General features: G+C 37.7%; 28 protein-coding genes. 5 read left to right on the top strand and 23 right to left on the bottom strand.

The window, feature by feature from the left end; genetic code table 11:
- Positions 1 to 10: 10 nt before the first annotated feature.
- Together murA and NRE15_RS14085 are read right to left on the bottom strand one after the other, a co-directional pair.
- Complete coding sequence (gene murA / locus NRE15_RS14090) at positions 11 to 1,330, bottom strand: UDP-N-acetylglucosamine 1-carboxyvinyltransferase (RefSeq protein ID WP_313793497.1); 1,320 nt, start codon at positions 1,328 to 1,330, stop codon at positions 11 to 13.
- A gap of 72 nt (positions 1,331 to 1,402) precedes the next feature.
- The gene (locus tag NRE15_RS14085) at positions 1,403 to 1,636 is read right to left on the bottom strand and encodes a DUF1146 family protein (protein ID WP_313793496.1); all 234 of its coding nucleotides are present in this window, start codon (positions 1,634 to 1,636) and stop codon (positions 1,403 to 1,405) included.
- A 401-nt stretch (positions 1,637 to 2,037) separates the two neighbouring features.
- Between NRE15_RS14085 and NRE15_RS14080 the strand changes: the two genes are divergently transcribed.
- Positions 2,038 to 2,718: a hypothetical protein gene (locus tag NRE15_RS14080; RefSeq protein WP_313793495.1), complete on the top strand. Its 681-nt coding sequence runs from the start codon at positions 2,038 to 2,040 to the stop codon at positions 2,716 to 2,718.
- Between the two features lie 77 nt (positions 2,719 to 2,795).
- On the opposite strand, the gene atpC is transcribed toward NRE15_RS14080, so the two are convergent.
- The 9 genes from atpC to NRE15_RS14035 all read right to left on the bottom strand — a co-directional run bounded on the left by atpC (position 2,796) and on the right by NRE15_RS14035 (position 9,824).
- Entirely contained in the window at positions 2,796 to 3,236 is a 441-nt protein-coding gene (gene atpC / locus NRE15_RS14075) for an ATP synthase F1 subunit epsilon (protein WP_313793494.1), read from the bottom strand.
- A gap of 26 nt (positions 3,237 to 3,262) precedes the next feature.
- Entirely contained in the window at positions 3,263 to 4,726 is a 1,464-nt protein-coding gene (atpD, locus tag NRE15_RS14070; protein WP_313795009.1) for a F0F1 ATP synthase subunit beta, read from the bottom strand.
- Positions 4,726 to 5,670, bottom strand: a complete 945-nt coding sequence (atpG, locus tag NRE15_RS14065) for an ATP synthase F1 subunit gamma (RefSeq protein ID WP_313793493.1) — start codon at positions 5,668 to 5,670, stop codon at positions 4,726 to 4,728. Before atpG ends, atpD begins: the two co-directional genes overlap by 1 nt.
- Before the next feature lie 33 nt (positions 5,671 to 5,703).
- Positions 5,704 to 7,164 carry a F0F1 ATP synthase subunit alpha gene (gene atpA, locus NRE15_RS14060; protein WP_390887203.1) on the bottom strand — a complete coding sequence of 487 codons (1,461 nt, stop codon included), beginning with the start codon at positions 7,162 to 7,164 and terminating at the stop codon, positions 5,704 to 5,706.
- Between the two features lie 38 nt (positions 7,165 to 7,202).
- Positions 7,203 to 7,607: a F0F1 ATP synthase subunit delta gene (locus NRE15_RS14055; protein WP_313793492.1), complete on the bottom strand. Its 405-nt coding sequence runs from the start codon at positions 7,605 to 7,607 to the stop codon at positions 7,203 to 7,205.
- Positions 7,604 to 8,116: a F0F1 ATP synthase subunit B gene (gene atpF / locus NRE15_RS14050; protein ID WP_313793491.1), complete on the bottom strand. Its 513-nt coding sequence runs from the start codon at positions 8,114 to 8,116 to the stop codon at positions 7,604 to 7,606. The genes NRE15_RS14055 and atpF overlap by 4 nt, the downstream gene beginning before the upstream one ends.
- Positions 8,117 to 8,140: 24 nt before the next feature.
- Positions 8,141 to 8,359: a F0F1 ATP synthase subunit C gene (atpE, locus tag NRE15_RS14045; RefSeq protein ID WP_313793490.1), complete on the bottom strand. Its 219-nt coding sequence runs from the start codon at positions 8,357 to 8,359 to the stop codon at positions 8,141 to 8,143.
- A 43-nt stretch (positions 8,360 to 8,402) separates the two neighbouring features.
- The gene (gene atpB, locus NRE15_RS14040) at positions 8,403 to 9,122 is read right to left on the bottom strand and encodes a F0F1 ATP synthase subunit A (RefSeq protein ID WP_313793489.1); all 720 of its coding nucleotides are present in this window, start codon (positions 9,120 to 9,122) and stop codon (positions 8,403 to 8,405) included.
- A 345-nt stretch (positions 9,123 to 9,467) separates the two neighbouring features.
- Positions 9,468 to 9,824 carry an ArsC/Spx/MgsR family protein gene (locus NRE15_RS14035; RefSeq protein WP_313793488.1) on the bottom strand — a complete coding sequence of 119 codons (357 nt, stop codon included), beginning with the start codon at positions 9,822 to 9,824 and terminating at the stop codon, positions 9,468 to 9,470.
- Positions 9,825 to 9,914: 90 nt separating this feature from the next.
- Between NRE15_RS14035 and NRE15_RS14030 the strand changes: the two genes are divergently transcribed.
- Complete coding sequence (locus tag NRE15_RS14030) at positions 9,915 to 10,376, top strand: VOC family protein (RefSeq protein ID WP_313793487.1); 462 nt, start codon at positions 9,915 to 9,917, stop codon at positions 10,374 to 10,376.
- 72 nt (positions 10,377 to 10,448) lie between these two features.
- Here NRE15_RS14030 and NRE15_RS14025 read toward each other — a convergent pair whose 3' ends face one another.
- The 9 genes from NRE15_RS14025 to NRE15_RS13985 form a co-directional block, all read right to left on the bottom strand.
- The gene (locus tag NRE15_RS14025) at positions 10,449 to 11,648 is read right to left on the bottom strand and encodes a hydroxymethylglutaryl-CoA synthase (protein ID WP_313793486.1); all 1,200 of its coding nucleotides are present in this window, start codon (positions 11,646 to 11,648) and stop codon (positions 10,449 to 10,451) included.
- A 26-nt stretch (positions 11,649 to 11,674) separates the two neighbouring features.
- A complete protein-coding gene (locus NRE15_RS14020; RefSeq protein WP_313793485.1) occupies positions 11,675 to 12,949 on the bottom strand; it encodes a hydroxymethylglutaryl-CoA reductase, degradative in 1,275 nt (424 codons plus the stop codon).
- Between the two features lie 212 nt (positions 12,950 to 13,161).
- Positions 13,162 to 13,800, bottom strand: a complete 639-nt coding sequence (upp, locus tag NRE15_RS14015; RefSeq protein ID WP_313793484.1) for a uracil phosphoribosyltransferase — start codon at positions 13,798 to 13,800, stop codon at positions 13,162 to 13,164.
- Positions 13,801 to 13,848: 48 nt separating this feature from the next.
- Positions 13,849 to 15,087 carry a serine hydroxymethyltransferase gene (locus tag NRE15_RS14010; protein WP_313793483.1) on the bottom strand — a complete coding sequence of 413 codons (1,239 nt, stop codon included), beginning with the start codon at positions 15,085 to 15,087 and terminating at the stop codon, positions 13,849 to 13,851.
- A gap of 18 nt (positions 15,088 to 15,105) precedes the next feature.
- Positions 15,106 to 16,140: an L-threonylcarbamoyladenylate synthase gene (locus tag NRE15_RS14005; RefSeq protein WP_313793482.1), complete on the bottom strand. Its 1,035-nt coding sequence runs from the start codon at positions 16,138 to 16,140 to the stop codon at positions 15,106 to 15,108.
- A gap of 28 nt (positions 16,141 to 16,168) precedes the next feature.
- Complete coding sequence (gene prmC, locus NRE15_RS14000) at positions 16,169 to 17,026, bottom strand: peptide chain release factor N(5)-glutamine methyltransferase (protein WP_313793481.1); 858 nt, start codon at positions 17,024 to 17,026, stop codon at positions 16,169 to 16,171.
- Positions 17,010 to 18,089: a peptide chain release factor 1 gene (prfA, locus tag NRE15_RS13995; protein WP_313793480.1), complete on the bottom strand. Its 1,080-nt coding sequence runs from the start codon at positions 18,087 to 18,089 to the stop codon at positions 17,010 to 17,012. Before prfA ends, prmC begins: the two co-directional genes overlap by 17 nt.
- A 30-nt stretch (positions 18,090 to 18,119) precedes the next feature.
- On the bottom strand, positions 18,120 to 18,698 hold the full coding sequence (locus NRE15_RS13990) for a thymidine kinase (RefSeq protein WP_313793479.1): 579 nt from the start codon (positions 18,696 to 18,698) through the stop codon (positions 18,120 to 18,122).
- Positions 18,699 to 18,850: 152 nt separating this feature from the next.
- Positions 18,851 to 19,774 (bottom strand): 2-dehydropantoate 2-reductase, encoded by a 924-nt coding sequence (locus tag NRE15_RS13985; protein WP_313793478.1) that lies wholly within the window; start codon positions 19,772 to 19,774, stop codon positions 18,851 to 18,853.
- Between the two features lie 190 nt (positions 19,775 to 19,964).
- Between NRE15_RS13985 and NRE15_RS13980 the strand changes: the two genes are divergently transcribed.
- Positions 19,965 to 21,299: a Mur ligase family protein gene (locus NRE15_RS13980; protein ID WP_313793477.1), complete on the top strand. Its 1,335-nt coding sequence runs from the start codon at positions 19,965 to 19,967 to the stop codon at positions 21,297 to 21,299.
- Between the two features lie 12 nt (positions 21,300 to 21,311).
- The gene (locus NRE15_RS13975; protein WP_313793476.1) at positions 21,312 to 21,974 is read left to right on the top strand and encodes a type 1 glutamine amidotransferase; all 663 of its coding nucleotides are present in this window, start codon (positions 21,312 to 21,314) and stop codon (positions 21,972 to 21,974) included.
- Positions 21,975 to 22,109: 135 nt separating this feature from the next.
- On the opposite strand, the gene NRE15_RS13970 is transcribed toward NRE15_RS13975, so the two are convergent.
- The 3 genes from NRE15_RS13970 to NRE15_RS13960 are packed head-to-tail and all read right to left on the bottom strand — an operon-like array spanning position 22,110 to position 25,657.
- Complete coding sequence (locus NRE15_RS13970; protein ID WP_313793475.1) at positions 22,110 to 22,790, bottom strand: DUF554 domain-containing protein; 681 nt, start codon at positions 22,788 to 22,790, stop codon at positions 22,110 to 22,112.
- A 12-nt stretch (positions 22,791 to 22,802) separates the two neighbouring features.
- Positions 22,803 to 24,362, bottom strand: coding sequence for a hypothetical protein (locus NRE15_RS13965; protein WP_313793474.1), 1,560 nt, complete (start codon positions 24,360 to 24,362; stop codon positions 22,803 to 22,805).
- A gap of 26 nt (positions 24,363 to 24,388) precedes the next feature.
- Complete coding sequence (locus tag NRE15_RS13960) at positions 24,389 to 25,657, bottom strand: AI-2E family transporter (RefSeq protein WP_313793473.1); 1,269 nt, start codon at positions 25,655 to 25,657, stop codon at positions 24,389 to 24,391.
- Between the two features lie 144 nt (positions 25,658 to 25,801).
- Here NRE15_RS13960 and NRE15_RS13955 point away from each other — a divergent pair, with 144 nt between their 5' ends.
- Positions 25,802 to 26,836 carry a lactonase family protein gene (locus NRE15_RS13955; RefSeq protein ID WP_313793472.1) on the top strand — a complete coding sequence of 345 codons (1,035 nt, stop codon included), beginning with the start codon at positions 25,802 to 25,804 and terminating at the stop codon, positions 26,834 to 26,836.
- Positions 26,837 to 26,865: the final 29 nt, after the last annotated feature.

Below are 26,865 nucleotides of genomic sequence, written 5' to 3'. Positions count from 1 at the left end.
TTAACTTTAATTAAGCAAAACTAGCATGTGTAGGTGAGGAAATAGTAATGGATTTAGATTCTACCGGTTGAATGTTCACACGTTCGATATTTGCTCCTAAGGCAGCTAATTTTTCATGGAAACGATAGTAGCCACGGTCTAAGTTTCTTAATTCCGAAACACGGGTTAGACCTTTAGCACATAAACCAGCAATAATTAAGGCGGCAGCCGCTCTTAAATCAGTAGCTTTAACACTAGCACCTGAAAATTCTGCTGGACCATATAAAACAATATTTTGGCGATCAATGGTGAATTTTGCACCCATACGACGTAATTCTTCAAAATGCATGAAACGATTTTCAAAAACTGTTTCAGTTAAGGAACTTGTCCCTTGCGCTAATAATTGCGCAATTGACATTTGTGCTTGCATATCAGTAGGGAAACCAGGATATGGCATCGTTTTGATATCCGTTGGTTTTAACGTTTCTGGTCCAATCACACGAACGCCATCATTGTATTCAGTAATTTTGACACCCATCTCAGTCAATTTGCTGATCAAAGGTTTGTTATGTTCGGCAATGGCGCCTTCAACATACACATCACCTTGTGTAACAGCGGCAGCCACCATAAAAGTCCCCGCCTCAATCCGATCACTAATAATCGCATGTTCCGTGCCGTGTAAAGACTCAACACCGGTAATTTTAATCGTTTCCGTTCCGGCACCGACTACTTTAGCGCCCATTTTATTTAAGAAATTCGCTAAATCAACAATTTCAGGTTCTCTTGCCACGTTTTCTAAGACTGTTACACCTTCAGCTAAGGTTGCAGCCATCATAATGTTTTCAGTCGCGCCGACACTTGGGAAATCTAAATATATTTTAGCCCCTTTTAATTTATCAGCTTTTGCTTCAACATAACCAGCCGCACTATGTATTTCTGCCCCTAGGGCTTCAAAACCTTTTAAATGTAAGTCAATTGGACGTGTTCCAATGGCACAACCACCCGGCATTGCCACTTTTGCATGACCATAACGAGCTAATAAGGGTCCCATCACAACAATAGACGCACGCATTTTACTAACGAAATCATAATCAGCCACCGTTAATACTTCACCGGTTGCATCAACATCAACAGTATTATTTGGTTCATCGAAAGTGTTTTTAACATTGATTTGATTTAATAATTCATTAATTGTATGTACATCCGCTAAGATTGGTACATTGGTTAGACGAGTTGTCCCAGTTTCTGCTAAAATTGTTGCAGCTAGAATTGGTAAGACAGCATTTTTTGCGCCTTCAACTTTAACTACACCTTCCAAACGGTTACCACCTTGTACGATGATTTCTTCCATATTCAATTAATCCCCTTTTAATTAACCTTATCGTTTTGGAGTGGACGATAAGTTTGAAAATTCTAATTTATTTTATAAAAATAATGTTAACAAAATGTCACGCATTATTTCCATAATGGTTAAAAAAAATGAACCTACAAGATGTCCTACCGCTACGCTAACGAATATACAGACATAGCGAGCCATATAATAATTCTTTTTAGTGAATAATCTCTGCCAATTGATTTTCACTAACATTTGGTAGGTTAGAAAAACGAATAACAGGCGCACGATCAGTACTGCCATACCGTATAAAACTGTCGCCATATTAAACCACCTTTCAAGTTCCAACCTATAATAACACAAATTTTAGTTGAGATAAATCATATTTCTTTTAAAATTATCTCAAAGCCACTGTAAAGCCATTTCAAATGCAACATATATTTCATTCAAAACACAATTTGATGAAGGTTGTAAGCGGGGCTGATCAATTAATTGATTGAGTATTTAAGAATTTATTAAAAAAACATCCAAAAAAAATTTTGATAATTCGCAAAGATAAAATATATTATCCACATTTTATCTTAATCCACTTTTTCTTATGTATCTATTTTATTATTATGAAATAATTTGTATAACATTTTTAGCTTTTATCTAAAAGTTCTTGCTTCAATTTAATTTTTATAAGAATTGTAGCTATGTTATATTTACTCAAAAAGGAGATTCATATGCTTGTATTTTTTGCCAATTCTAATTATTACTATTTGATCCCAGCGCCTTATTCAACACGTGCAATGCTTGAAAAAGTTCCTACCATTTGGAAAGTCTTTGAATCTAATCCGATTAAATATCTTAGAAAGCATTGGTATTCAGATTCTGACTTATTATTAGAATTATATTTAAGAGGATTTCTCATTGAAAAAACCGAAAAAAATAGCTATTTACATTGGGAATATATTTTTGTTGATGAAAACATCTTAAGTTATTCCATTAGTGATTCCCTATGTACCTATCTCTATAGAAGGCATCCCCTCTATTCATTTTTTCATAATAAACCTAATACCTTCTTCCAGTTTGTCCCAATCCAGCAACTTCACAAATTATTAAAACATGTTGACCTACTAATTTTAAAATCGATTATTTGTCGACAGGCCTGTCTTCTATCTACCTTAGAATTACCTAATCAATCATTAATCCAAAAAAATTTTTTGCGTGAAGAATACTTCGGAATTAAATTACCCCCGCTTACGCTTCAATATCTTTTTCAAAATGGTATTTTCTACTATGAAGATTTGACTCAATTTGATAGTCAATTTTTCCAACTTTTACCTAAACTTGGTCCTATAAAATTATCCATTTTTGCTCAACAGTATCAGCGTGTTTTTAACTATTCATTAATGATAAAATAAAAAAACTCCGAAGCTTTACCACTTATCTCTTCCCTTAAAGATAAGCTGAAGCTTCGGAGTTATTTAGTTTATAGGTCTTAATTCTTCCGTTCTTTGCTGACGGTAATTAAGTTGATGGCACGTTTCAATTGAATTTTGGCACGATTGAATTCTTTGGTATTGTGTTGATGCAAGGCAGATTGCATGGCTGCTTCTGCTTCTTGGCGTTCCAATTCCACTTTGGCTTCGTCAATATCACGTGCACGAATGGCATAGCTAGTCGCAATTTCCAATCGATTATTATTAAAGTTTAAAATGCCTCCATTGATGGCAATATAGTCTACCGTTTCTTCTTCATCTAAGCGTATCACTCTGATGGCTGAAGTATCTAAACTGGCTACTATAGGCATGTGGTTGGCTAGAATACTCATACCCCCTTCTGGGGTATGAACATTACAGCTTTTTGACCGGTGGTTATAGATTTCTCCTTCTGGAGAATAGACAACTACTTGAATGTAAGACGTTGGTTGATTTTCCATTAGGCTAACTTCCTTCCTCTGACGTCTTAGATACTATCGTCAAGATTATCAGTACCTAATTGCTTGGCTTTTTCAATAACCATATCAATCGATCCGACATTACGGAAGGCTTCTTCTGGTAGGTGGTCGTATTTACCTTCTACAATTCCTTCAAAGCCTGATAACGTTTCTTCAATAGTGACAAATGATCCTTGAACACCTGTGAAGGCTTCGGCAACATGGAAGTTTTGAGATAAGAAAAATTGAATCCGACGGGCACGTTTAACAATCCGTTTTTCATCATCACTCAATTCATCAATCCCTAAAATCGCAATAATATCTTGCAATTCACGGTAACGTTGCAAAATTAATTGGACATCACGGGCAATTTTATAGTGGCGAGCCCCAACAATTTCTTCACTTAAAGCTGAAGAAGATGACGCTAATGGATCCACCGCTGGGTAAATCCCTTGTTCTGCAATGCGACGTTCCAAATTCGTTGTTGCATCTAAATGCGCAAAGGTTGTTGCTGGCGCTGGGTCAGTATAGTCGTCGGCTGGCACATATACCGCTTGAATGGATGTAATAGAACCATCCTTAGTAGACGTAATCCGTTCTTGCATGGATCCCATTTCACTAGCTAAGGTTGGTTGATAGCCAACGGCTGATGGCATTCTGCCTAGTAAGGCTGAAACTTCTGAACCGGCTTGGGTGAAACGGTAAATGTTATCGATGAATAACAGAACATCTTGTTTTAAGACATCACGGAAATATTCTGCCATGGTTAAACCAGACAAAACAACTCGCATTCTAGCGCCTGGCGGTTCATTCATTTGACCGAAAACCATGGCCGTTCTTTTACTAACGCCGGATTCACGCATTTCAAAGACTAAGTCATTACCTTCACGGGTCCGTTCTCCGACCCCGGCAAAGACCGAAATACCTCCAAGTTGTTCAGCAATATTATGAATCAACTCTTGAATAAGAACCGTTTTACCAACACCGGCACCACCGAAAAGGCCAATTTTACCCCCTTTTAAATAAGGAGCTAATAAGTCGATGACTTTAATGCCCGTTTCTAAGATTTCAAAATTGCTACTCAAATTTTCATAGGTCGGTGGATTCCGGTGAATTCCCCAACGTTCAGTCGCATTGTCTTCCAAGGCTGGTTTATCATCAATTGAATCACCTAACACGTTGAAAACACGACCTAATGTTTGTTCACCAACGGGAACAGAGATTGCTTCACCTTTATCGACAACAACCATTCCTCTGGCTAAACCATCTGTTGATTCCATAGCAATCGTTCGAACAACCCCTTCACCAAGGTCTAAAGCGACTTCAAGCGTGACGGTTTCATATTGAGGGTTTTCTAAATCTAGTTTTTCTGAATTCGTTTCAGCCGTTTTTTGGACGACTAAGGCATGATGAATATCAGGAACGCCGCCCTCGATTGGGAACGTCACATCAACAACGGGTCCAATTACTTGTGATATTTGTCCCATTCGCATCATCTATTACCTTCTTCCTGTTTGTTATTTAGTGCATTTGCACCATTAATGATTTCGATGATTTCATCGGTTACTTTTATTTGTCGTTCTTGATTATATTGTTGTTTTAAATCCGCAATCATTTCGTGGGCATTATCCGTTGCACTTCGCATGGCGTTCATACGACTGGCATGTTCCGCCGTTTTAGCATCAATAATCGCCCCATAGATTTGACTTTCGGCATATTGTGGTAATAACACATCCAAGACATCTGTTTGTGAAGGTTCAATTAGAACTTCACGATTAGTGGGTGCTACGGCTAATTCATCTGCCATATCAACTTCACTGAGTGGCAAAATTTGATCAGCACGAAACTGACTTTTTAAGGCACTAAGATGATGATTATAACAAACATATAAAGCATCAAACACTTGCTCTTTGTATAAATCAACCGCTTTACGCATAATCAACTGCACTTCTGTAAAATTAGGATAATCGGATAAATCATGTTGCTCAAAAACAACCTCATAACCTTGATCCCGACAGTATTTGGCAATAGGATTTCCAATCGCTAAAATGACTACTTCTTGTTTATCTTTATGATCCCGTTCTAAGAGCTGCTCCATTGAGCGAATAACTGAACTATTATAGCCACCTGCTAGACCTTTATCCGAAGATATAACGAGGTAGCCAACCTTTTTAACGGGACGTTCAATTAAAAAGTCATGGAAATCGACAAAGTTTGCTTCATCCACATCCATAGGCACCCCATCATCTAGTAGATCAAATTGATACTTAGCTAGGCGAGCTACCATCCGTCTTAAGACGGTGGAATAAGTAAAATAATTATTGGCTACACCAACGAGCTTGTGATATTTAGCAGCTGAAACCATCTGCATCGCTTTGGTTATCTGAGCTGTTTTAGAAGTAGAATCCATACGTTTTTTTAATTCATTGAGTGACATCTTCTACCTTCTTTCAAAACCTTAACCATTGACCTACTTAACCGTATATTCCGTGATAAATGATTCAATGATATGATTTAATAATTCTTTATCAGGCAAAGCTTGCGTCGTCTTTATATCATTGAGTACCGCTTCATAGTTGGTTTCTAAGTAATAATAAAATTGTTGCTCAAATTCCGTGATGGATTGAATTGGAAGGCTATCTAAATAACCTTCATTTAAGGCATAAAACATTACGACTTGCTTTTCAACAGCAACCGTCTTATGTAAAGGTTGCTTTAAGACTTCAACCGTCCTTTTACCACGATTTAAGCGTTGTTGCGTGGATGCATCTAAATCTGAACCAAAAGATGAGAAAGCTTCTAACTCACGATATGAGGCCAAATCCATCCGTAAAGTTCCTGATACTTGCTTAATCGCTTTAATCTGAGCAGCCCCACCAACACGTGAAACCGATAAACCTGCATTAATAGCCGGTCTAATCCCAGAAAAGAACAAATCGGATTCTAAAAATATTTGTCCATCTGTAATTGAAATAACGTTAGTCGGAATATAGGCAGAGATATCCCCGGCTTGGGTTTCAACAATCGGTAAAGCTGTCATTGAACCCCCGCCCAATGCATCGTTCAATTTTCCAGAACGTTCTAGAAGACGAGAGTGTAGATAAAAGACATCCCCAGGATAAGCTTCACGACCAGGAGGACGTTTTAATAACAAACTCATTTCACGATAAGCCGCCGCTTGTTTGGATAAGTCATCATAAATGATTAACACATGTTGACCCTTGTACATAAAATACTCACCCATAGCCGTAGCTGCATAAGGGGCTAAATAGAGTAAGGGTGCTGGTTGGGCCGCATTAGCTGTCATAACAATGGTATAGTCCATGGCACCATAATTTTGCAAGGTGCTAACAATGTTCTTTACCGTTGATTCCTTTTGTCCAATAGCTACATAAATACAAATAACATTTTCTTCTTTTTGACTCAAAATCGTATCAATTGCTAAACTTGTTTTACCCGTTTTGCGGTCGCCAATAATTAATTCCCGTTGACCACGACCAATTGGAACCAAGGCATCAATCGCTTTAATCCCTGTTTGCAAAGGTTCTTTAACGCTTTGACGATCCATAATACCAGGGGCTTCAAATTCAATCGGACGCATTTGCGTAGATTGTATCTCACCTAAACCATCAATCGGATTACCTAACGGTCCAACGACACGACCTAATAAAGCATCACCAACAGGGACTTCCATGATTTTACCTAAACGGCGAACTAAATCCCCTTCATGAATATCGACATAATCACCAAAAATGATAATTCCGACATCATGACTTTCTAAGTTTTGAACCATTCCGGTGGTGCCATTGGCAAACTCAACCATTTCGCCAGCCATGACATTATCTAAGCCAACTGCACGTGCAATTCCGTCTCCAATATATGTGATTGTTCCAATTTCTTCAATGGTATCACGTTTTTGGAATTGGCGAATTTGCTGAAGTAATTTCGATTCTAAACTTTCAGAACTCACTACAATCCCTCCTCTATAATGGGATTTTTACTTAAATAATCCTTCAACTCGCGTAATGTTTTTTGACCACTTACTTCATAGTAAAAACTTTCACTTTGCAAACGCACACCTGAAATCAATTTAGGGTCGACAATGGTTTTAATTTGACGTAATTGTGTGGCCGTTTTTTCGATATATTTCGTAACGATTTTTTCTTTTTCTTCTTTAGTCAAGGGGTAAGCACTTGTAATGGTTAATCTTTCGGCTTTTTTGGGCATTTCATCACCCGTTAAGCTTACGATGTCTTTTTGATTGATAGAGCGTAACAATTCATCTTCAAAGTTGACTGTTCGAGTCGTTGTTTCTTTAGGGTTATTTAAAGATGATTCATTATTAACGACAACTCTATTTTGTGTATCTGTCATGATAAATCATCCATTTCTTGAATAAAATCCTCAATGAGATGTTGATGGTCAGCTGGATTGATTTCACGTTGAATAATTTTTTCCGCAATTTCAATCGCAATATTTGTGATATCTGTTTTTACATTTGCCATAACTTGTTGTCTTTCGCGTTCGATATCGGCTCTAGCCGTCGTTTGCATTTGCAAAACTTCGGCCTTGGCTTCTTCCATCATGTTATCTTGGATTTGTAAACTTTGTTGTTTTGCTTGTAAAACGATTTGTGATGCTTCACTTTTTGCCTCTTTTAAATTCTTTTGGGCTTCAAGATTAGCTTCTTGAGCGGTTGCACGTTCAGTAGATGCTTTATCTAAATCAGCATTGACTGTTGCGCGTCTGTCTTCAAGGATATTCATCAAAGGACCCCAGGCTACTTTTTTAATAATCAAAAGTAGTATAACGAAAGCAACTAACGTTATAATGGTGTTCCCTAAAGCGGTATTCTGACTGGCTGTAAGTAGCAAGTAACTCATTTTGTTAACACCTCGGTTTTATTTTTATCTAAATACAAGAATAAAGGCAATAACGACAGCCATAATTGGAATGGCCTCAATCAAACCAACACCTAAGAACATTGTCATCCGTAATTTACCTTCTAATTCTGGTTGGCGTGCAATTGATTCGATTGTTTTAGAAATAACCATCCCGTTACCGATTGAAGCACCTAAAGCTGCGATTGAAACCGCAATTGCAGCTGCAATTGAATCTAAACTCATAATTTAATTTCTCCTCATTATTTTATTAATTTGTCTTACGCGATTATTCGTGTTCGACTTCTACTTTATGTGACAAGTAAACCATCGTCAGTGTTACAAAAATATATGCTTGAATAGAACCTATAAAAATTGAAAAACCTTGCCACACCATTTGTAAGGGTATCCCAACAATCCAAGTGAACGGTTGGTATGAGGTGGCTAATCCGGCAATTAATCCTAATAGAACTTCACCGGCAAAGATATTCCCATAAAGACGTAGCGCTAACGTTAAGGTATTGGTAAACTCTTCAATTAGTTTGATTGGTAATAAAAAACTCACTGGTTTTAAATAACTTTGAACAAAATAATTTTTCAACCCTAACTTACTAATTCCTAAGTAATGAGATAACAAAATCATTAACAAGGCTAACGCTAAACTGACGATTGGATCGGCTGTAGGACTTCTCCAATAACTATATTCACCGATATGAAGAATTAAAGGTAATCCCAACATATTGGCCACAAACACAAAGAGTAATAACGTCAGACCCAGCAACTGGTACATTTGAACACGTTCATCCGTAATAGCTCCACCGACAATCCCATTTACAAAATCAACTAACCATTCTAAAAAAAGTTGACCTTTATTTGGTTTGTCTGCCGACAGTGATCGCGTGCAGTATTTACACAACGCCCAGATTATCAACACGGTCGCAATTAATGACAGCAGTGTTGATACTCCAACAGGAATTCCTAGCAGCTCAATAACGCGAGTCTCTTCCACTAGTTGAACCTTCTTTCTAAACAATAATAACTTTTCCAGATTTAATATATATTTTTAAATAAATCTTTCTAAGCAAATAACGAACTAATTTTATCACTTACTTTCTATGAAAACAAGTTATTAATGCAATAGTTTTACTTATTTTTTTGCCTGCAAAGGCTTTTAATTGTTAAAAAATGATGATTAATTTGTATAATTTTGATTTTGTTATTATACTTTAATGATAAATATGGCTATGCTACACATTCTTTGCGTCCATTGAATTATTTCCTAGTAAAATATAGATACATCGATATTTGACATATTTAATTTTTTTAACTTTGCGCAATTTTACACTGAATGATTTTAGGCAATCCACGTATTAAGCACAGACTCTTTAGCACTAACGGTTGCTCGACGACCATCTGTAATTAACGGCCGTTTAATTAACATGCCGTTTTCAGATAATAACTTAAGTAGCTCGCTTTCGCTCATCGAATCTATTTTATCTTTTAAACCCATGGAACGATACAATTCACCAGACGTGTTCATGATACTTCGAATGGACATTTTTTTATCGTTAAGTAGGAGTTGTAGTGTTTGTACATTAGGCGGCGTATCCCTTATATCCATAAAGTTGTCTATCTTAACCCCTTTTGTTTCTAAATATTTAATGGCTTTTTGAGTCGTTGTGCAATGACTCAATCCGTATACTGTCAGCAAATTTATCCCTTCTTTCTTATATATTAGCAAACGGTAAAACTCGTGCTTTTATGTTTATCGTGTTACAATTTTACCAAAGGAGTGGTACTGATGAAATCAATTGTCCCTTGTTTATGGTTTAGTGATGATAATTGTGAAGCAGCCGTTAATTATTATGTCTCCATTTTTCCAAACTCTTCTATCGAGTCGATGAGCTACTACCCTGACGAAGCCTTAGATGAACATTTTATTGGCAAAACCAACAAAGTTATTACTGCGGAATTTATTCTAAATGGTCAACGGTTAATGGCTTTAGATGGTGGTCCTGTTTTCCGTTTTCACGAAGCGGTCTCTTTTACGATTGAATGTGAGGATCAGGCTGAAATTGATTACTACTGGGAAAAGCTTTCGCATGTGCCAGCAGCCGAACAGTGTGGCTGGGTTAAGGATCAATTTGGTTTATCTTGGCAAATTGTTCCTTATAACATGGGGAGCTTAATTCAATCAGATGCTCAAATACAAGCCATGATGGCCATGAAAAAGATAATTATCACAGAATTAGAAAATGCCTAAGTAAAAAAACATCTTTCAATGGCCAGTTTGCTATGTAATCATCGCGACTGCAGTTGAAAGATGTTATTTAATTTAAGGTTTATAATCGTAATAACGGCGGTGGGCATCGATTTTTTTCAAATAAAAGCCCTCACCTGGGGTCCCATCGCTTACATTTAAGACTTCTTCATTGGAAGCTAGCGTTTCATTAAAAATGGCTTCGTATTCAGCAATGGTTAATTTTGTCCGCCGATCAAAATGCGCTTGAATTTGGTTGGTATTGAGCATTTCAAGATATTGTGGTTGGATAATCCCTGTAATTAATTCAGCGACGGCTCCCGAACCATAACTAAATAAGCCAATCACATCCCCACTAGTTAACTCTTCGGCAAACATTAAAAGTGAAATCAAACTTAAATAGAGTGAACCTGTATATAGATTACCTACTTGTCGATTTAAAACGGTTGTTGCAGGGTATATAGCTTGCCATTGGTTTAATAAAGCTGCTTTCTTTTCTAAATCAAAGTGAGTCGATTCACTTTGAGCATAACTGTTAAGAGCTTTGAGTCCCATTTTAGTAAAGGGTAAATGGAACACCATGGCTTTGATGGTCTGCAAATAGGTTGGATTGGTTAGCTCCAGCCTTTCCATAACTTGAACATATAATTCTTGATACAGTTGTGTTGAATAATGCCCATCAACTAAGGCTACATCGGAATAATGAGGCCGCCAAAAATCAAACTGGTTACTGGTTACACTGATGCTTTCTTGCTGAATCGCTAATATTCTTGGATTAGCCGTGATTAACAGAGCAACGGCGCCAGCGCCTTGGGTTACTTCGCCAGAACTATTTAGACCATAGCGGGCTATATCAGCTGATACGACTAGCACTTTACGCTGTGGGCGTAACTGAACATAGTCACAAGCCGATTGAATACCTGCCGTCATCCCATAACAAGCTTGCTTAATTTCATAACTTTTGGCATAAGGTTGAATATTCAGTAAATCATGTAGATAAATCGCCGACGCTTTCGAAAAATCAAAGGACGATTCGGTGGCGAAAATAATTTGATCGATTTCTTCTAAATCCTCTGGACTTAATATTTGCTTGGCCGCATTAGCTGCTAATGCAATAATATCTTGTTCTAATAAGGGTATAGCCATCTTTTCTTGACCAATCCCTACAAGGTATTTGGCAGGATCAACTCCTCTGGCATTAGCTAAATCTTCCGTATCAACATAGTGTTGTGGAATATATAGCCCAATTTTATCGATACCAACACTCATAGACATATATTTCCTCTCTTTTCTGTGCAACCTTAAATGGTCTGGTTTTGTTTACGTATTTCGTCTAAAATTTCTTTGGCAACCGCCTGGTTGACCGGTTGTTTTTGTTTTTGTTTTAGTTTTTCAATCACTTGGGGTAATTCATCAACATGGGCACCTGCTTGAAGAGCTAAGCTTTTAGCTTGTAAGGCCATATGCCCTTTTTGAATACCATCTGTAACCAGTGCAAAAATAGCAGCAAAATTTTGAGCTAATCCCACTGAGGCAACAATACCAGCTAGTGTTTCAGCGTCGGGATTACCTAAAAGTTTTAAAGACCATTGAGCACTTGGATGTACCGCTATCGTTCCGCCTACCGTACCAATGGCTAAGGGAAGTGAAATTGTTCCCACTAGTTCATTGGTTTTTTTATCAATAACCCACTCCGTTAAAGACTCATAGTTACCGTTACGACTAGCATAGGCATGTACCCCTGCTTCCACTGCACGCCAATCATTACCTGTTGCAATTAAAACGGGATCAATGCCATTCATGATCCCTTTATTATGTGTCGTTGCACGATACACATCGATATGAGCATATCGACTGGCCAATTCTAACTTATGGGCTATTTGCTCAGCTTCCACCGCATTCGGATGTAAGGTTAAAACAGGAATACGTGCTTGGGCGGTTGTAATAGCTGTTTCTGAATAATTAGATAGAATACTAAATAAGATAGGCTGTTGAATTAATTGCGCAATTTCTGGAGCTATTCCTTCTAGGACAGTATTGATGGCATTGGCTCCCATTGCTTCCCCGGTATCCATGCCCACATATACGATTAAATAATCCCCCGTCGTATCCTGCTTTGTTTCGACCCAAATACGATTAGGTCCGGCACCCCTTTTTACCATACTGGGCGAGAAGGAACGTGCCAATTGAAGTAATTCTTCATTTCTACTTTCAATCAAATTCACTTTTTGATCAACATCGGTTACTTCAGCAAAAACGATTTGGCCAATCAGTTCGCGATGGGACACACTGGTTTTTATTGGCCCAATTTTTTTGGCACCATTACTGGCAGCCGCAATGACGGAAGGTTCTTCGACCACCATCGGGATGACATAATCCTTCTCGTTTATATTAAAATTGACGGCTACACCAAGGGGGAGTTCATAATTAAATAGGTAGTTTTCAACCATTTGGTCAGCTATTTCCTCCGGTAGATGACTTTGTGTATCATCAGCCGGTAAATAACCTAATGTTTTTAATAAAGCGACTTTTTCTTGTCGAGTTCTTTTATAGAAATTTTTAAACGGTTGTTCCAAAGCCTTGTACCTCCACACTCTTATGTAAAACTAGTCTACCATAGTTCATTATTTACCGCTATTGATGCTAATTAATTTAAACTATTCTTATTTGATTATATTTCCGAGCGGAAAAAAACCGAACGTTTAAATTATAGTGTTAAAGACGGTTACACTATAATTAAAATGTTCGGATTGGTTGTGATATGTATGGGTCTAAGCGTTAGAGTTAGCTATTTTGTACCAAAGATACGGTCACCAGCATCACCTAAGCCTGGTAAAATATAGCCATTTTCGTCTAAGCGTTCATCCAAAGCAGCTGTAAAGATATCGACTTCAGGGTAGCGCGCTTGAACGGCTTGGACACCTTCAGGGGCAGCCACTAAACTAACAAAGAGAATATTTTCTGGTTTGCAGTTGTATTTGTTGGTTAAAATATCTAGCGCTGCATTGGCAGAGCTCCCAGTCGCTAACATGGGATCGACCACAAAAAGTTTTCTTTCATGGATGTCTGTTGGGAATTTTGCGAAGTATTCAACCGCTTCTAACGTATCGTGGTCACGATATAAGCCGATATGACCAACACGTGCGGAAGGCACTAAATTCAAAATGCCATCTACCATGCCTAATCCAGCTCTTAAAATAGGAACGATAGCTAATTTTTTACCGGTAAGTTGTTTTTGAGTTGTTTTCGTTAAGGGTGTTTCAATTTCGACGTCTTCCAGTGGTAAATCACGGGTGATTTCATAAGCCATTAACATCGCTATTTCATTGGTTACCTCGCGAAAATCTTTCGTTGATGTATTTTTATCACGAATAATCGTCAATTTGTGCTTGATTAACGGATGTTCCACTACTGTAAATTTAGCCATTACGCATTCCTCCAAAATTATAATTTGCCTTACTTTTTCAATTGTCTATTATACTGCAAAAAGGGGTTTGTTTTCAACGATACGGCGAACTTTTTCACGAATTGTTTGTAATTCAGCTTCATCCGTTGTTTGTAAACAGCTTGTAATTAACTCAGCAATTAAAGCTGCTTCGTCCTCTTTGACACCACGGGTCGTTATGGCGGCTGTTCCTATCCGAATACCACTGGTTTGAACAAATGATTTTTGATCATTAGGAATGGAGTTTTTATTAACGGTAATGCCTACTGCTTCAAGACGCTCTTGAGCTTCCTTACCTGTTATTCCAACCGGTGTGACATCCAGCATAAATAAATGATTGTCACTTCCGCTAGAAATAACACGTAAAGGTCCTTGATTAAAGACTTCAACCATTGCCTTAACATTTTTAAGAATTTGTCCAATATATGTTTTAAAAGCGGGTTGTAAGGCTTCATTAAAAGCAACGGCTTTAGCCGCAATCACGTGTTCTAAGGGACCTCCTTGGGTACCAGGAAACACGGCACTATTAATTTTCTTTGCATGTTCTTTCTTAGCTAAAATAACTCCTCCACGTGGTCCACGTAAGGTTTTATGTGTCGTTGTGGTCACCACATCCGCATAGGGAACCGGGTTTTGATGGTAACCTGTAGCCACCAGACCAGCAATATGCGCCATATCCACAAAATAGATAGCTCCAACTTCTTTAGCTATCTTGCCGATACGCTCAAAATCAATTTCACGTGAATAAGCACTAGCACCCGCAATAATCATTTTAGGTTTTACTTCATGGGCTGTAGCCTCTAGTGCCTCATAGTCTAAATATTCATTTTCATCGACACCGTAACTATACATGTCATAAGATTGTCCACTAAAGTTTACTGGTGATCCGTGGGTTAAATGACCCCCTTGCGATAAATCCATGCCTAGGACTTTATCCCCAGGTTGTAAAAAGGCACGATAGACAGCTAAATTAGCTGAAGAGCCTGAATGTGGTTGAACATTTGCGAATTCAGCGCCAAACAATTCTTTCACACGGTCAATAGCTAGTTGTTCAATTTGATCGACAAACTCACACCCACCATAATAGCGGCGACCAGGATACCCTTCAGCGTATTTGTTGGTTAAGACACTACCTTGTGCTTTCATAACGGCGGGTGAAACAAAGTTTTCAGATGCAATTAACTCAATACCATTCATTTGACGGTCTTTCTCTTTTTCAATCAACTCAAACACTTGTAAATCTTCTACATATTGCTTTTCCACGGACATATTCGCTCCATTCTTAAATTAAATGATATAGTTCGCTGCTTTGTTACTTCGATTAATATAGGCATGTGCTGACGGCTGTTCAGCCAGGCCTTGGACAAGAATAATTTCACAATCAGTATCTTCTAAATACCTTAAACCAGCATACAATTCTTGCGTATGTTTTGCAATATCGTCACGTTTACCTAAGGAGTACACTTGCGTTATCATTGGTTCATCTTGCAATACTGCAAGCCACTCTTCATCCGCTAATAAGCCTATCTTTACTTTTGAACTCCGAATAAATACCTGCCAATCACGGATGGCGTTTGAAGCATCTACTAAATAGACAGGTTGTTTAGGACTATAATGGACATATTTAACGCCCGGTGATTGTACACCTTCGTTCTCTAACTGTTCTTGAGCGGATAATTCAACCACCGGCTTACCCACTTGACTTAACATATCTTGTGTTATCGCTCCTGGTCTCAAAATAACGATTCGATCAGCTTCGGCAATCACAACCGTTGACTCGACACCAATCAAGGTTTGAGGCGTTTGTGCTTTTACCGCCCCATCTATTTTACCATTAAAATCATGCAGTACATGTTCTAATTTTGTCGGACTGGGTTTACCTGATATATTAGCACTTGGACCGACTAAGGGAAAACCGACCATTTCAATGAGTAACAATGTTTCTAATTGATTGGGCATTCGTAAGGATACGGTTGGTCTACCGGCTGATATACTTGAAGCAAATACACCCTCTTTAGCAGGAAAAATAATTGTTAAGGGACCTGGCCAAAATAAATCCATTAATTGTTGGGCCGTCTCATTGATGCTAGCCACATATTGATCGACCTGTTTCTGATTCGCAATATGAACAATCAGGGGATTATCACTCGGTCTTCCTTTGACTTTGAACACCCGTTTGACAGCCGCTTCGTTGTTAGCAATTGCACCGAGTCCATAAACGGTTTCAGTTGGAAAAGCAACCAAACCACCCGCTTTTAAAATATCGGCAGCCTCATTTAAATTGTTAAAATCAAAGATCTGTGTTTGCTGATATTCTTCCATAAATATAGCCTCTTTCTATGGAATGCCACTAGTCTAATTGGATGACTACATAACGCTCCAGTTGATTATAGTCTTGAAAAACATCAACCCTTGCTTGAGGAAATGCTGCTTCAAAAAGCTTTTTCACTAGATTCCCCTGTCGATAACCTATTTCAAAAATGATACGCCCTTGTTGATTCATAAAAGCGGGTAATGTTTGAGCTAATTGTTGATAGATAGCAAGGCCATTATTTTCAGCAAACAAAGCCAATGGCGGTTCAAATTTCTTAACACTTTCATCCATCAGGTCGCTTTCATGGACACTAATATAAGGTGGGTTCGACACAACTAAATCAAATTTCTGTTCTAAATCGATGGCTTTTAACAAATCACTTTGAATAAAATTAACTTCAACGTCTATTTGTTGAGCATTTTCCTTAGCTATAGCTAAAGCCGTTTGTGAAATATCAACCGCTGTTAGTTGTGTCCTTGGAAATAGTTTTTTTAGCATAATGGCTAGAATGCCCGTGCCAGTACCAATGTCTAACACTTGTGCCGTTGGTTTTTCTTCCAAAAAAGCACGGACTAACTCAATAATCCCAGCGGTTTCTTCTCGAGGAATCAGTGTATCTGGAGTCACCTTAAAGCGTTCCCCCATAAAATCCGCATAACCCAATATATACTGAATCGGTTCAGCGTTGGCCAAACGTTTCAAAATACTTTCAAAGTATTGAATATCGGCTGGTGGTACAGGTTGATGTAAAGCTTGGACTAATTGGGTTAGATTCCAATCAAAAGCCATGAGCCAATAGGTTTTTGCTAATTCCGGATCCATTTGATTTTTCTCTAAAAAAATTGAAGCTCGACGAAGAGCTTCATGTAATGTTTGACTAGACTTTTGGTCCATTCAATTCCTCCAACTTTTGGGTTTGATCGAATAAAACCAAAGCATCGATGATATCATCTAATTTACCACTTAAAATAGAATCTAATTGTTGAATGGTTAAACCAATTCGGTGATCTGTTACCCTATTTTGAGGAAAATTATACGTTCGAATGCGCTCAGACCGATCGCCCGTACCCACAGCTAATTTACGGGTTGAATCATATTCGGCTTGCGCTTCAGCTTGAACTTGATCAAATACACGGGCACGTAAGATTTTCATCGCTTTCTCACGGTTTTTCAACTGTGAACGCTCATCTTGCATCGCTACCACGGTATTCGTTGGAATATGGGTTAAACGAACAGCGGAAGCCGTTTTATTAACATGTTGTCCACCCGCGCCACTGGCGTGATAAATATCGACCCGAATATCATTTTCATCAATTTCAAAATCAATTTCTTCAGCTTCAGGTAAAACAACGACCGTAGCCGTTGACGTATGTACGCGCCCTTGTGATTCGGTTTCTGGAACGCGTTGCACACGGTGCGAGCCATTTTCAAATTTAAGCTTACTATACACTTTATCGCCTGTAATCATTAAAGAAACTTCTTTATAGCCACCAATACCGGTAATATTAGCATCCAATATTTCGACGCGCCAACCTTGGCTTTCGGCATAATGGGTATACATATTTAACAAATCACCGGCGAATAATTGAGCCTCATCCCCACCGGCGGCTCCCCGAATTTCCATAATAATATTTTTCCCATCATTAGGGTCTTCTGGTAACATCATAATACGGATATCATCTTCTAATTGTTGACGTTCTGTTTTTAAATCACTGAGCTCCGTCTTAGCTAAGTCAGTCATTTCCGGATCGAGACCTTCATCTAGCATCTCTTCCGTTTCATCTATTTCTGTTTCTACTTGTTTATAACGTTTAATTTTTTCAACTTTTGGTCTTAAATCCGCTTCTTCAATCGTCAAATCACGTAAACGATTAGTGTCTGAAATCACACTCGGATCACTTAAAAGTTCATGAATTTCATCAAAACGAAAAATCAAACTATCTAATTGATCAAACATCTAATACTCCTCACTTAATAAATCTCACTGCTACTCTACAATTTTTCCCGGATGATGATAGCATTTACGGCATACGGGCAAATAAGACTCATTCCCACCAATTTGGATTTGCTCCCCATGATAAACAGGTTGCCCTTCGTGAAACCGTAGATTCATGGTTGCTTTTTTATGACAAAACCAGCATATTGTTTTAATTTCCTCGATTTTATCCGCATAAAGCAATAGATATTTAGACCCTTCAAATAATTCGTTCATAAAATCATTTTTTAGACCAAAAGCCATCACGGGAATATCTAAATCATCGACGACATGTGATAATTGTATAATGTGCTGTTTCGTTAAAAATTGGGCTTCGTCAACTAATATACAAAAGGGTTTCGGTTGAATGGCTTTGACCGCTTCAAATAAATCCGTTTCTTCTTTGACAGCCTGCGCCTCTCTTTGAAAACCAATCCGGCTAGCAACCAATCCAACCGTCGTCCGATCATCAAGGGCACTGGTAAAAATTGCTACGGGTTTATTTTGCTCTTCATAGTTATGAGCCACTTTAATAATTTCAATGGATTTCCCACTGTTCATTGCCCCATATTTAAAATAAAACTGTGCCATTCATTCTCACCTTTCACCTTCTAATATTCTTTCAACTACTCATATTAGAATAATTTTGAGTCAGAGTCAATGAATGATTCTTACAATGAGAGAGGAATGTGAGAAATCAAACTGAATTCAAACTACATATTTTTAATAGTAAAACTTTAAAACTATTTCACACCTAATATTTCTTCTTTAGCATGAATGAGTTGAGTGATTAGACGGCAGTATGGAGCTGGGATGTTGTTGTCTTCACACATTTTTGCCACTGTCCCATTAAGAAAATCAATTTCAGTAAAGCGACGATTGGAAATGTCTTGATGCATTGAAGGATAATGTGAGCCTAAATTGACTGACGCTTGATTGATATAATCGACAATTTCATCCACATTTAAATCAACCCCATCAATTTCTGCCGCTGCAGCAAATTCTTTGACAATTTCTTTTACCATGGCATGGGTTTGTGTACTTGAAAAAAGCTCTTCAATATTAGCATCTAAAATAGCGGATAATGAATTCATGGTTCCATTCACACAAGCTTTCCGCCAAGTCGTAAAATGAACATCTTCACTATAGACCCCATTTAGGCCACAATCCTGCAACACTTTAACAATCGCCAGGGTTTCACTTTTACCACTAGGATCTGATTCCTGAATCTCAACCGGACCATGACCCATTAAATGCACCTTGCCTGGCGCATCCAAACCGGCTGTCCATACCGTTGTTCCCATAATAATATTTTTAGTTGGAATATATTCAGCTATCGTTTTCGCATGGCCTAAACCATTTAACAAGCAAACAATCTTGGTATCTACGGTTAGCGTATGGGCTATAGCTTTAAGCATGTGTCTAAGGCCCATTGATTTAGTAAACATAAAGACAACATCAAAGCTATCTTGAATATTTTCAGGTTTATCAATGGGAATCCTAATCGTCTCAATCACACCATTGACATTTGCTGTTAAGCCGTGTTCACGAATCGTTTGAATCTGCTCATCCCAGTAATCCATGAGCGTGACATCATGCCCACCCTTTTGCAACATAAAACCAAAACTTGAACCCAATGCACCTGAACCAGCAATGGCAATTTTCATAATATCCCTCCTTAATCATCATATTATACCTAATATAACTTATTTTTTGATATAGTATATATTATTAACTTAACTTCTTTGTTTTTTAATAAATATCTTTGCTAACTTTGCAAATTTCACTTCAATTGTTAAAATAGAAAAGTCAAATGCAATGATAAATTTTATATCTGCTTGAGAAGGAGACAAATACATGACCATACGAAGTTCTTTTGCCAAAACGATTGGCCGGTTTGCTGGTTGGGGGTTAACCACTTTTACGCGTGGTGGTAGTAGCCTGCCAGGGAAAATTGCCGTAACGATTGACCCAGATATTTTAGCGTCCTTAGCGGATGCCTATGATGTCATTATTATCACGGGGACAAATGGTAAAACAATGACAACGGCTCTTACGGTCCATGCCCTCAAACAAAAATACCCTCATGTTTTAACCAATCCAACCGGTTCAAATATGCAACAAGGAATCATCAGTACCTTTCTTGCAGCACCCAAACTACCAAAAAATGAACGCGGAGTAGCCGTACTTGAAGTGGATGAAGGTTCATTAAAACATGTCGTGAAATATCTACAACCAAAATTTTATGTTCATACGAATGTTTTCCGCGATCAAATGGATCGATATGGTGAGATTTATTCCATTTATAAATTAATGGCTGATGCAGCTAAAATGACACCGACAGCGACTGTTTTAGCTAATGGTGATTCACCCATTTTCCAATCGGTCGAATTACCTAATCCGAAAAAATACTTCGGCTTCGACCATGAAGAACCCCATGATGTCACACCCCATTATAATACAGATGGTATTTTATGCCCGAATTGTCACCATATACTAAATTATCACTCACTAACCTATGCCAATTTAGGCCACTATTATTGTAAGCATTGCGGACTAGAGCGTCCAGAACTGGATTACAGCGTCACGCAAATCGACGACTTAAACTTAACCGATTCAACCTTTACCATCGAAAACACTCAATTAACGATTCCTGTAGCCGGTCTGTATAATATCTATAATGCTTTAGCTGCTTTTAGTGTTGCTCGCCTGTTTGACGTAGCAGCCAATGATATTGTAACAGGCTTTAAACAAGCAGAACGTGTTTTTGGGCGTCAAGAATTTTTTGAAGTCAAAGGTAAAAAAGTATTATTGAATTTGGTGAAAAACCCCGTTGGATTAAATCAAGTAATCGATTTAATCGGCCTGGATGAAAATCCTTTTACCTTAGCCGCTATTTTAAATAATCAATATGCTGATGGAACAGATGTTAGTTGGATATGGGATGGTAATTATGAACAACTAGCCACTTACCCGATTCAACATGCCTACACCTCAGGTATGCGTGCCAGTGAAATGACCTTACGTTTGAAAGTAGCTGGGATTGCGCCTGAAGCCATCGAGGAAATAGATGAGGATCAAATTATTTCGGCTATCGAAAATTGTGATACAGAATATGTACATATTTTAGCCACCTATACAGCCATGTTAGACCTACGTTCAAAGCTGATTGACAAAGGTTACTTAAAGTAAAGGAGATTCAAGATGCAAACACTTCGTATATGCCATTTATATGGCAATTTAATGAATACCTATGGTGACAACGGGAATCTTCTCATGATTCAATACTATGCCCGTGAGAAAGGCTATCAAGTCGAGACAAGCCTTGTAAGTTTAGAGGATGATTTTATTGCTGACGATTATGACATCATTTTCTTTGGTGGTGGGCAAGATTTCGAGCAAAAAATTATTTCGGAAAATATCGGCCGGTTCAAAAAAGAAATGACAAGCTACATTGAAAATGATGGGGTTATGTTAGCCATTTGTGGGGGTTTCCAGTTATTAGGGCAATATTATGTCAGCTCAATCGGAGAAAAAATTATTGGTTTAGGGGTTATGCCCCATTATACTGAACGACAAATCGATAGTCGTTTCATCGGTGACATTGAGATTTTCGACGAAGTGAATCAACAAACCTACTATGGTTTTGAAAATCACAATGGTGTTACCTACTTAACCGATGCCTTGCAACCGCTAGGTAAGGTCATAAAAGGCAATGGCAACAATGGCCAAGATAAAACCGAAGGTGTCCATTATCGCAATGTCTTTGGCTCATACTTCCATGGTCCCTTACTTGTGCGTAACGAATGGCTAGCTCGTCATCTGGTAGACTTAGCCATCCAACAAAAAGAAAATAGTGCTTCGTAAATTTTGACAGGCATATGAATGATTAGGAAAATAAAACGGAAAAATCCGGACGTTAAATAATAGTGATATTATTTAACGTCCGGATTTTGGCGTTGGGAAAACTTGTTCTAATCAATTTGCTAACCCCTCTTATTTTCACCCTAAAAACAGACCAAAAATAATGGGGATAAAGATGGCGGGTGTGAAATTTAAAATCTTTAGCTTGGTGATATTTAATAGATTTAGACCTAAGCCGATTAATAGAATGGAACCCACAACAATCATTTCGTTGATTGTATAAGCTGATAAAACGGGTTCAAGAAATGAGGCAAAAATGGTTAAGCCCCCTTCAATAATCAATACGGGAATACTTGAAGCTAAAACACCCGCTCCAAGCGATGAAGCCAATAAAATAGATGAAATACCATCCATTAAACTTTTAGTGTAAAGGGTTGTATTATCACCTTGTAGCCCACTTTCTAACGACCCAACAATCACCATTGAGCCAATACAAAAGAGTAAAAAAGCACTCACAAAGCCTTGGGATAAGCTAGGACCATCCGCATTAGGATTAATTTTCGCTTCGAACTTATTGGCTAAATTGATTACCATTTGATCAAAATTGCAGGCTTCTCCAATAATAATCCCAATAACCATGGAAAGAATGGTTATAATGGTGTCATTACCTTGTATAGCGCCACTAATTCCAATGACCAACACACACAAGCCAATTCCTTGCATAATACGTTCATGAAAACGCGGGGCAATCCCACGATTAACCAATAACCCTATGCCACCTCCAACAATGATGGCTAAAGCATTAACAATAGCTCCCAAACGAATACCCCCTTATTCTTCTGTATCTTCTATCACTTCTATGTCATCTGGTGTTTCATCGAGCATTAAATTAGGCACTTCATCGCGTTGGCTAACAATATCTAAGTCATCATTAATATAACGTTGATAAACCGGCTCCCAACTGAACTGAACAAATAGTAGGTCTAATGTCTCTTCAAAGCCGTCCATTTCTTCATCATTCCAACCATCATTAACCACGATGCTTGTATCTTCCTGTAAAAACTCATCGACACTTTCATTTAACCTATCAGTGGATTCATCGGTTGAAGTGCTTTCATTACCTACTTCATCATCTGATTGATTTTCTAAGTAGCTATCGTCAATCGGTGTGTTAATAGCGATGTAAAAATTCATCCCTTGCCACACATCATAATAACGCATTTTATCTAAAGCGAAAGTTTTAATCACTGTCATCGATTCGCCGGGTTGTAATACTTCACCATATAATTGGTTAATTAAGGCATAGTCACTTTTAATTTCATCCTCACCAATCACTAAACTCGCATCCCCGTCAACCGGTAAAATGGCATGTTGCGATTGATTATCAACGGTGTATTGAACGGATACAATGACTTGACCATAATTAAAATTTTGAAAGGCATCCACATAATTTTCAAAAGGCTCAAAATCAGCTACTTCAATTTTCTCAACTTGATAATGAACGTCTTGATCAGAATCCGTCAAACTGACATCTTCTGCGGCTAATAGGGTTTTAGTTCCCCACCATTCTGTGGTTAGACGATCTTGAATATAGGTATTATTTAAACTTATTTCTTCTTCTGCCTCGTCTGTTATTGGTAAAAATAAAGGAAGTTCGTTACCTAGTAGATTAGCCCCTAAGCCAACGATTTCGTCCACATTTTGTCTTGGTGGCACGACATTCAAATAGAAGCTTTCGGCTGCTTGTATGCTTTCTAATGCAGAGGCGTTTAAACCATATACCACATAACCTTCTACCATGGTACCTGCTGTAATTTCGCCATTATTTTGCAACAGAATTTGACTAAGATTCCCACTAGCCGATGGGTATAATGTTTGGCTAGGTAAAAAGCTCATAGGGGCATCTCGATACGATAACCGTAATTCTTCAATGGGAAAATAAAATGTCTCATTAGTTGTATTCGTAATCGCTGCATGGATTAAAACTACAGCAGCAGCATCTTCACTATAACCAAAATCCTTGAGGAGTGATTCATCGATGGAATCAACTTCAAATAATTTAAAGGTGCGGATATTTATTTCAAAAGCATCTTGACTTTGACTATGCGATTGCGTTGAAGCAAATAACGTCTCGCCAATTTCTATACCTTCTAAAGTATGTAATTCAGATTCTACTTGATTAAATTCAGGGACGAGACGTGTATCAATTACGTCATTCATTAGATGTTCTGAATTATCGGAAACTACTGATTCAATCGTTTCATGACTGTCGGCTGCTTGTTCTTGAATAAATTGTTCATATTGACCACTTAAATCATCACAGGCAGCTAAAAAAAACACTGAGACGACCATCAAAGTTAACCGACGCTTGCTTTTATTAAATATAGACATGACCTACCAACTTTCTAATCCTTAAACTAGCTAATATTATTAGGTGAATAGTGATTTTGCGAATCATCTGTATCTTTCTCATCAGGTGATGACATATCCACAGCTAATTCATTATCCACTTCCGAAACTAAAGGTGGAACATATGGATCATCATATAAATCCGAGTTTTCACGATACCATTCATAAATCTCACTGATGATTACTTTAATCACTGCATACCCAGGAACACCTAATATTACACCACTTAAACCAAATAGTCGACCTGAAATAAGTAAGATAAATAAAATTGTAATCGGATGTATTTTTAAACTATTCCCTAAAATTTGTGGTTGAATAAAGCGACCTTCAATCGTTTGTTCAATAATCATGACAATAATTACTTTAATTAACATGGTTGGGGATGTAAGCAATCCAATAATTAATGCAGGTATCACAGCAATAATTGAGCCTAAATAAGGTATCACATTTAAAATGGCTGCTAAAACGGCCAAGGTAACACCATAATCTAAACCAATAATCGAATAACCAATCCCAAACATAACACCTACAGCAATGGCAACCAAAATTTGCCCCCGAATATATTGCGAAATCTGATAATTACCTTGATACATCATCCGACTGACGGCTGGACGGTATTTGTTGGGGACGTAATACAAGATAAATGTCGGTATTTTATGACCACTAACGAGTAAATAATACAATATAATCGGGATTGTTAATAGACCTGTAAATATTTGGGCAACAATACCGATGACATTCCCTAATCCCCCCACCGTCGACGTTAAAAGAGGATTAAGCCGCTCCGTCAAACTCGTTATATCAATTTGGTTAATATATTCAATAATACCATCAAATGAATCCGATAAACCAAAATTAAATGGAAAATTAGCAATCATGTTGCTAATGGAATCATAATAGCTAGGCAGATTATTAATAAAACTCTGGGTTTGATCCCGAATAATTGGAATCAAGGTAATAATACCCCAGGTTACCAATAAAACAATCCCAATAAATATCGCAAACACTGAAACTTTTTTATTAACACCATTAAGACTTAATTTATTTACTAAAGGCGAAAATAAATAATATAATATACCACTGGTAATAACTGGAAAGGCCAATAAGTTTACGATTACACCTAAAGGTTGAAAATAATGGCTAATTTGCCCAAAAAGCCAAATAATAATAAGGATTAGTAAAATAATCAAGAGTGTGGTTACTATTTTGTTGTTTAAAAACAGTTCCCAAAACCAACTATTTTTACGTCTTTTTCCATCGGAAGATTTTTGACTCACTTTTCCACCCCGTTCTTTCTCCTATTCTGCTTATTTTAGCATATTTTACGATAACATGCCTAAACTTACTTCTGTGAAATACTGAAAGACCATGGTAAAATGTGTTATAATATTATTACATTTAACTAAGAAGGGATTGTTCATATGCAAGAATATATTCTGGGTGGATATACAAGACGTGAAAATGAGGGATTAAAAACGATTCAATTTGATGAGGTTGAAGGCAAATTTAGCCAACCAACATTAATTGCCAACATAGGTTCTCCAACATATGTTGGTTTATCGCGTGATAAATCACTCATGTTTGCGATTCATAGAGGAGCTGGAGAAGAAAATTCTGGTATTGTTGCCTTTCGTCGCGATGAGCATAACAATTGGCAAGAAATTAGCCGCTTATTAGCTACTAAAAGTTCAGGTTGCCATGTTTCATACCGAGAAAGCAGTCAAACAGTGTATGTTTCAAACTATGGTGATGGTGAATTAGATGTTTATCATTTAGATGAAAACGATCAACTCCATCATATCCAAAAGATTGTCCATACTGGATCAAGCGTTCACCCGAATCAAGAAAAAGCACACATTCACATGGGCTTACTCACTCCTAATCAAAATACGCTTATCGTCTGTGATTTAGGCACAGATTTTGTTTCCTTATATGCCATCGATGATGAAGGTAAACTTAGCTTGAGTTATGAATATAAAATGCCTGATGGAACTGGCCCACGTCATGCGGTCTTACATCCAGCCAAACCAATTGTTTATATCATTGGTGAATTAAATAATACCACCAATGTCCTTCAAATAAATGATGACTTATCATTCACCTTAGTCCAAACACTTGATAACGTCCCTAATGACTATCGTACAGATGCAGCGGGTGCTGCTATTCGTATCACTGAAGATGGAAAATTTCTATATGCCTCATCCCGTTTCCATGATATTTTAACGGTCTTTGAAGTTAATGAAGATAATGGTTTATTAACTGAAATTCAAAAAATTGGAACGGTCGGACAAATCCCCCGTGATTTTATTTTAGATCAAACGGAGCATTATGTATTAGTTCCTCACCAAGACAGTGACCACCTAAGTGTTTTTTATCGTAACCAAGAGACAGGTAAACTATCCTTTATTGATAACGCCACCTACGCCCCAGAATGTGTTTGTATTGCTTTGGCATAACTCTAACACTCAAAAGCCCACCAAAACTC

The sequence above is a fragment of the Fundicoccus culcitae genome (assembly GCF_024661895.1).
Classification (GTDB): domain Bacteria; phylum Bacillota; class Bacilli; order Lactobacillales; family Aerococcaceae; genus Fundicoccus_A; species Fundicoccus_A culcitae.
The sequence above is the reverse complement of the archived record's forward strand: the minus strand, read 5'-3'. Positions and strand labels throughout refer to the sequence as shown.

What these genes read in the sequence shown, in the direction of transcription:
- NRE15_RS14005 (WP_313793482.1), bottom strand. Translation starts at nt 16,140, where the DNA reads ATGGAAGAATATCAGCAAACACAGATCTTTGATTTTAACAATTTAAAT.
- NRE15_RS14025 (WP_313793486.1), bottom strand. Translation starts at nt 11,648, where the DNA reads ATGTCTATGAGTGTTGGTATCGATAAAATTGGGCTATATATTCCACAA.
- atpG (WP_313793493.1), bottom strand. Translation starts at nt 5,670, where the DNA reads ATGTCACTCAATGAATTAAAAAAACGTATGGATTCTACTTCTAAAACA.
- NRE15_RS13980 (WP_313793477.1), top strand. Translation starts at nt 19,965, where the DNA reads ATGACCATACGAAGTTCTTTTGCCAAAACGATTGGCCGGTTTGCTGGT.
- NRE15_RS14080 (WP_313793495.1), top strand. Translation starts at nt 2,038, where the DNA reads ATGCTTGTATTTTTTGCCAATTCTAATTATTACTATTTGATCCCAGCG.
- NRE15_RS14055 (WP_313793492.1), bottom strand. Translation starts at nt 7,607, where the DNA reads ATGACAGATACACAAAATAGAGTTGTCGTTAATAATGAATCATCTTTA.
- NRE15_RS13985 (WP_313793478.1), bottom strand. Translation starts at nt 19,774, where the DNA reads ATGAAAATTGCCATTGCTGGTTCAGGTGCATTGGGTTCAAGTTTTGGT.
- prmC (WP_313793481.1), bottom strand. Translation starts at nt 17,026, where the DNA reads ATGGACCAAAAGTCTAGTCAAACATTACATGAAGCTCTTCGTCGAGCT.
- NRE15_RS13975 (WP_313793476.1), top strand. Translation starts at nt 21,312, where the DNA reads ATGCAAACACTTCGTATATGCCATTTATATGGCAATTTAATGAATACC.
- NRE15_RS14085 (WP_313793496.1), bottom strand. Translation starts at nt 1,636, where the DNA reads ATGGCGACAGTTTTATACGGTATGGCAGTACTGATCGTGCGCCTGTTA.
- NRE15_RS14010 (WP_313793483.1), bottom strand. Translation starts at nt 15,087, where the DNA reads ATGTCCGTGGAAAAGCAATATGTAGAAGATTTACAAGTGTTTGAGTTG.
- prfA (WP_313793480.1), bottom strand. Translation starts at nt 18,089, where the DNA reads ATGTTTGATCAATTAGATAGTTTGATTTTTCGTTTTGATGAAATTCAT.
- atpF (WP_313793491.1), bottom strand. Translation starts at nt 8,116, where the DNA reads ATGAGTTACTTGCTACTTACAGCCAGTCAGAATACCGCTTTAGGGAAC.
- atpE (WP_313793490.1), bottom strand. Translation starts at nt 8,359, where the DNA reads ATGAGTTTAGATTCAATTGCAGCTGCAATTGCGGTTTCAATCGCAGCT.
- NRE15_RS13955 (WP_313793472.1), top strand. Translation starts at nt 25,802, where the DNA reads ATGCAAGAATATATTCTGGGTGGATATACAAGACGTGAAAATGAGGGA.
- murA (WP_313793497.1), bottom strand. Translation starts at nt 1,330, where the DNA reads ATGGAAGAAATCATCGTACAAGGTGGTAACCGTTTGGAAGGTGTAGTT.
- NRE15_RS13965 (WP_313793474.1), bottom strand. Translation starts at nt 24,362, where the DNA reads ATGTCTATATTTAATAAAAGCAAGCGTCGGTTAACTTTGATGGTCGTC.
- upp (WP_313793484.1), bottom strand. Translation starts at nt 13,800, where the DNA reads ATGGCTAAATTTACAGTAGTGGAACATCCGTTAATCAAGCACAAATTG.
- atpD (WP_313795009.1), bottom strand. Translation starts at nt 4,726, where the DNA reads ATGCGAATGGGACAAATATCACAAGTAATTGGACCCGTTGTTGATGTG.
- atpC (WP_313793494.1), bottom strand. Translation starts at nt 3,236, where the DNA reads ATGGAAAATCAACCAACGTCTTACATTCAAGTAGTTGTCTATTCTCCA.
- NRE15_RS14030 (WP_313793487.1), top strand. Translation starts at nt 9,915, where the DNA reads ATGAAATCAATTGTCCCTTGTTTATGGTTTAGTGATGATAATTGTGAA.
- NRE15_RS13990 (WP_313793479.1), bottom strand. Translation starts at nt 18,698, where the DNA reads ATGGCACAGTTTTATTTTAAATATGGGGCAATGAACAGTGGGAAATCC.